6 protein-coding genes and 1 pseudogene are annotated in these 4763 nt (G+C 70.8%); all 7 read right to left on the minus strand.

Features of this window, described 5'->3' with window-relative positions; all coding sequences use genetic code 11:
* A pseudogene (locus Q8K05_RS00630) lies at positions 1–353 on the minus strand (type II secretion system protein N); the annotation flags it as partial.
* Between the two features lie 12 nt (positions 354–365).
* A complete protein-coding gene (gspM, locus tag Q8K05_RS00635; protein ID WP_305244622.1) occupies positions 366–875 on the minus strand; it encodes a type II secretion system protein GspM in 510 nt (169 codons plus the stop codon).
* Positions 872–2107, minus strand: coding sequence for a type II secretion system protein GspL (gene gspL / locus Q8K05_RS00640; protein WP_305244623.1), 1236 nt, complete (start codon positions 2105–2107; stop codon positions 872–874). Before gspL ends, gspM begins: the two co-directional genes overlap by 4 nt.
* A gap of 16 nt (positions 2108–2123) precedes the next feature.
* Entirely contained in the window at positions 2124–3137 is a 1014-nt protein-coding gene (gspK, locus tag Q8K05_RS00645) for a type II secretion system minor pseudopilin GspK (protein WP_370868744.1), read from the minus strand.
* A 35-nt stretch (positions 3138–3172) separates the two neighbouring features.
* Positions 3173–3874, minus strand: coding sequence for a type II secretion system protein J (locus Q8K05_RS00650; RefSeq protein WP_305244625.1), 702 nt, complete (start codon positions 3872–3874; stop codon positions 3173–3175).
* Position 3875: 1 nt separating this feature from the next.
* On the minus strand, positions 3876–4238 hold the full coding sequence (gene gspI / locus Q8K05_RS00655) for a type II secretion system minor pseudopilin GspI (protein ID WP_305244626.1): 363 nt from the start codon (positions 4236–4238) through the stop codon (positions 3876–3878).
* Positions 4235–4763, minus strand: a 529-nt coding sequence (locus tag Q8K05_RS00660) for a prepilin-type N-terminal cleavage/methylation domain-containing protein (RefSeq protein ID WP_370868743.1), incomplete at its 5' end; no start/stop codon positions are given. The genes gspI and Q8K05_RS00660, both read right to left, overlap by 4 nt.

Raw genomic sequence — 4763 nt, forward strand, 5'->3', positions numbered from 1 at the left:
GCGGCTTTGAGTTGCAGCGGCTGCGGGGTACAACACGCAGCCGAAATATGGGCCACCGCGCCGCTCCAGGCCGGCCGGATGCGCCAGGCCAGCTGACCGGGCAGCGCCATCGCGTCGCGGCTGCCCGCGCCGCCCGACAGCACCAGCTGGGCTGAGCCCTGCCACAGGCTGCCACGGGGCTCCAGCAGGCTGATTTGCTGACCGCTGGCCTGGTGCACTGCGGCGGCGAGCCAGCGGGCCGGGGCAAACACCACGGTGGCCAGCACCAGCCCGGTCAGCGCGCCCGTCAGCGCCCAGCGCCAGGTCGAAGATGCAGCGGCAGAGGGCGCGCGCGGGGTCGGCGTGTGCTTCATGGGTTCATGGCTTTAGCGTGCGGGCAACTGCATCACCAGCACGCCGTTCCAGGTCGCGCCGCCGGGCGCACCGGGCGCTACGGCGCGCACCAGCCGGGCTTCGGCCGGCACGGACCGGGCATTGAGCCGCGCCTGCACCAGCCACTGGGCCAGGGCATCGGCGGGCGTTCCTTGCAAAGTGATGCTGGTACGGTCGCCGGCCGTGGCAAGTTTGGCGGTGGCGCCCAGCGTCTGCTGGGTGGCCAGGGTAAGCGCGCGCAACGCCTCGTCAAATCCCGGTGCGGGCTGCTGCTGCAAGGCCTGGGCCTGCGTCTGCATGGTCCGCATCTGCTGAAGCTGGGCATGGAGCGCGCGGGCCTGGGCATCGGCCGTGCGCAGCGTGGCCAGTGCCGGCGCCAGGCTCAGTTGCCACAGCACGGTGGCCAGCACCAGCACGGCCGCCAGACCCAGCAGTCTTTTTTCGCGGGCCGCCAGTTGGGCCCAGCGGGCCTGCAGCGACTGGATCGAAGGGGGCAGGTTCATGGCTGGCGCTCCTGTTTGATCAGCAGGCTGTCGCCCTCCAAGCGGGCGCTGTAGCCCCGGGTCTGCAGCGCGGCGGAAACCTCGCGCAGCCCCGGGTCCGCAGCGTCCAGGCCTTTGAGGCGCAACTCGCCCGCTATGAATTCAATCGCTGCTGGCGCCCGTGCGTTGGGCGCTGACGCCTGAAACTGTGCCAGCATGGTTTCCAGGTCGGCGCTTGACGCGGTGCCGCTCCGGCGCTGCAGGTCGGCCAGCGCACGGGCCATTTGCAGCGGGGCATCGACCACCACGCGGACCTCGGGAAAGGTCGCGGTCAGGGTGCCCCGAATGGCGGCACGCCTGGCCGCCAGCGCCGATTGTTCATGCCAGGCCCAGGCCTGCAGGCCCACCAGGTTGACGGCGACCAAGGCCACGGCGGCCCAGCGTGCGGCGCGCCAGCGGGGTGCCCGCAGCAGGGTTTTGGCCAGCGCGGACAGGCGCTTGCGGGTGCGCGCACGGCGCGTGTAAAGCAGATCGAACTGCGCCATGTCCCAGGCCGACTGCGCGGCCAGCAGCCAGCGCTGGGGCCCGGTCTGCAGGGTGGCAGGGCGCCTGAAGTATTGCTCTGCCAGCGCGGCGACAGCGGGCTCGGCCACCACCTCGGCGCCTTTGGGCCAGTCCACCAGCGCGGCGCTGGCTGCCGACAGCGGCAGCACGCTCACGCCGTCCGCACCGCTCAGTACCAGTTGCGCATGGTCGGGGCTGCCGATGATGTGCAGCGAGGCGCGGTCAGGGGTGTCTTCAGCCGGGGGCGCCATTTCCGGCACGATGTGCGCGATCGGCCGCCCGGCTTGTTCCAGCGCCGCGAGCCAGGCGTGCAGCCAGGCCCGGTCGCAGGCGGCGACCCAGATCGGCGCGCCGGCTTTGGCCTCTGGCTCAATCGCAAAGTGCAGCTGGGCCGGGTCGTCCAGCACCCGGTCTTCGAGCAGGCCGTCGAGCACGGCGCGCAAGCGGGGCGCGTTGCCTTCCTGAAAAAGCCCTTTGTCCAGGGTGCCGGGCGGCAGCGCCAGCCGGTGCCAGGACAGTCGGCGCACGGGCACCACAGCCACAATGTCCACGCCGGCAGGGGCGGGCAACAAGGCCATGGGCGCCTCGACATGACGCATGATGGTGCGCCCGTCCGTGCTCAGCACACCGTCGCAGGGCGTGGCCGCCGTGGGGAGCGCCAGGGGAAGGGTGATGATCAGGGTGGTCATGCGTGGCTTGTAAGGGTCATTGTAGGGGGACGTCTTGCGGCGCCTGGGCGCCGCGATCGCGCCACAAGGTCTTCACAGTCAGTCCGTCGCGCTGCACCACAGAGTGTTCCTCGACCACGCCCTGGTCCTGCCGCAGCCGCCCGCGCACCTCAAAAAAACGCGAGTTCACGCTGTGCTGCGCGGCATTGAGCGGCCCGGCGGCCTCGCCCGCCAGCTTGCCCGCATCGGCCAGCGTGCGAAACGGGGTGACCAGGCGCGTGCTCACCATCCGCTGCGCCTGCGCCAGGTCCAGCAGCGGAATGCTGGCCGACAGCACCATGGCGCTGGCGGTATTGAGGTTGACCGGGGTGCGTTCGGGCAGCAGCGTGATGTAGGGGCGCAGCAGCGCCAGGCTGCGGGGCGACAGGCCGAGCCAGACCAGCTGCTCCACCCGCTGCGGCAGCAGGGGCGCCATCGCGGCAGCGCCACTGCCCGCGCCGGTGTCCAGCGCAAAGCGCAGGTTTTCGGCCAGCGCGGTGAGCTCGCCGGGCGGCAGGCCCAGCCGCTCAAACAGCCGCGCAAAAGCCTGCAGGGCCGGCTCGGAGACCGTGGCGTGGATTCCCGCGCTGGCCTGCGGGCTGCCTGCGCTGATGCCAACGACGGCGTTGGCGGCCGGGGGCGGCACGGCGCTCGCCTTGCTGCCCAGCTCCACCAGGTTGAGCACGTTCATGCGCGCCTGCAGGTCGCTGATCCGGCCTGACAAAAAGACCTGGGGCATGGTGTCAGCATTGTCAGCGGTGTTGTTTTTGTCTGTCGCCAGAAAGCTCGACAGCCGGGCTTCTTCGAGCGGCACGGCCCAGGGTTCGCCCAGGTGGTCGGTCCCGCCCGAGCGCCCGTCCTCGCGCAGGATCAGACGCGACCAGTCGAGCGCGCCCGTCAGCACCCAGAGCGCCTGCACACGCGCCCGCTCGGCGGCCTCCACCTCCACGCTGCGCCACTGCTGCCACAGTGCCGTCGCCGCCATGGTCGCCACCAGCGCCACGGTCAGCATCGCCGTCAACAGCGCCGCACCGGACTGGTGGGTCTTCACGATTTTCCGCCTCCCACGGTGGGCCGCACCCAGTCGCGTGTCAGGGTGCCGCTGATGGCTTCGCCGGGCGGCAGCGTCAGCACCAGGCGCACGCCATCGGGCAGTGCCAGGTCGTTGGCAGGGGCTTGGCCCGCGGCTGGCACGGTCGCGGCGCCATCGCTGGACAGCGGGTTGGTCCACGCATCGCGTCGGAAATAGAAAACCTGCCACTGCTCCAGCGGCGTGATGCGCACCTCGTATCTTTTTTCCTCATCGCCTGGGTTTTGCGCCCACTGGGCGGCGCGCTCCCAGGCCGATTGCAGCTCGGCGCGGGTTTGCAACGGCCGCGACTGCCAGCGCAGCCACTGGCTGGCGCCGTCCACATTGCGGCGCGCCCAGGCTACCACCAGCAGTCCGCTGCCAGGCGACACGGTGCTGCGCCGGGTGATGCGCAAGCCGCGCCCGTCCCAGTCCAGCGCCTGCCATTGCGCCTGCGTCTGTGTTGCGGGCGGCTCCACCATCGCGTCCAGGTCGGCCCCCCATTGCGCCAGCCCGGCCTGCAGCGTCAACACCCCGTCGGCGCGCAGCTGGACCTGCGACTGCGTGCGCGCCATGCCATCGAGCCCGCGCCAGCTCAAACCCGCCATCAGCGCCATCACGCCGATGGCCACCAGCAGTTCAATCAGCGTGAAACCCCGCAGGTGTTTGGGGGCTGCCACTCTAGAATCTCCCCACCACCGTGGACAGCCCCAGCAGGTGCGCCTCGCCGTCAAAAACCTGTGCTTCCACCCGCAAAAAATTCGGGTTGGGCGTGGGTTGTACCGACAGCCTGACCGCCAGGCTTCGGCCCGCCTGCTCACAGCCTGTCGTGTTGTCACCCACCGGCGGCATTTGCCGCGACAGCCGCATGTTCACCAGCGCGTTTTCGGCGCACAGCTGGGCCAGCAGCTGGTCGGACTGGCGCTCGGCATTGCGGGTCAGCGAAGCCGTGGCGCGCACGCCCGCCGTCAGCGCCACGGCCACGATACCCAGCGCCACCAGCACCTCCACCAGCGTGAAGCCCAGGGATTTTTTGGGGTTCATGGCGTTGCCGCCGCGCCCGTCAGCACTGCAAAAGGCCGAACACCGTCGGTCGCCAGCGTGAGGCTGCGCCCCGGGTCCGAGAGGGACACGAGCCGGATCTGCTGCGGCCCGATCACCGGTTCCGGGCCCAGCACCACCACGCCAGAATCAGCCGCCACCTGCACGTCCTGGCCCAGCCACTTCGAGGGCAGGGCCGAACCGGCCAGGCCGTCAAAAGCGAATCCCGTTGCCGTGGCCCGCCAGCGCACCGGGATGGCCGTCATGCGCGACTGCGCCCGGGCCGATTCAAGCAAAGCGGCCAGCCGCTGCGCCTCGCGCTCCAGCGCCGTGGCCGACGAGTCGCGCAGCGACAAACCGACCCCCGCCGTGGCCACCGCCATGATGGCCACCACAATCAGCAACTCCAGCAGGGTAAAGCCACCGTGGCGGATTCGGGCCGCCAGCGAACGCGGCGAAGCGCCTGCAGCGGCAAGCGTGGGGGCGATCGGCCGCAGCGCCGGGCCGCCCCAAGCAAGGCCAGCCCCC

It is taken from the genome of Polaromonas sp. (assembly GCF_030682935.1).
Lineage (GTDB): Bacteria > Pseudomonadota > Gammaproteobacteria > Burkholderiales > Burkholderiaceae_C > Polaromonas.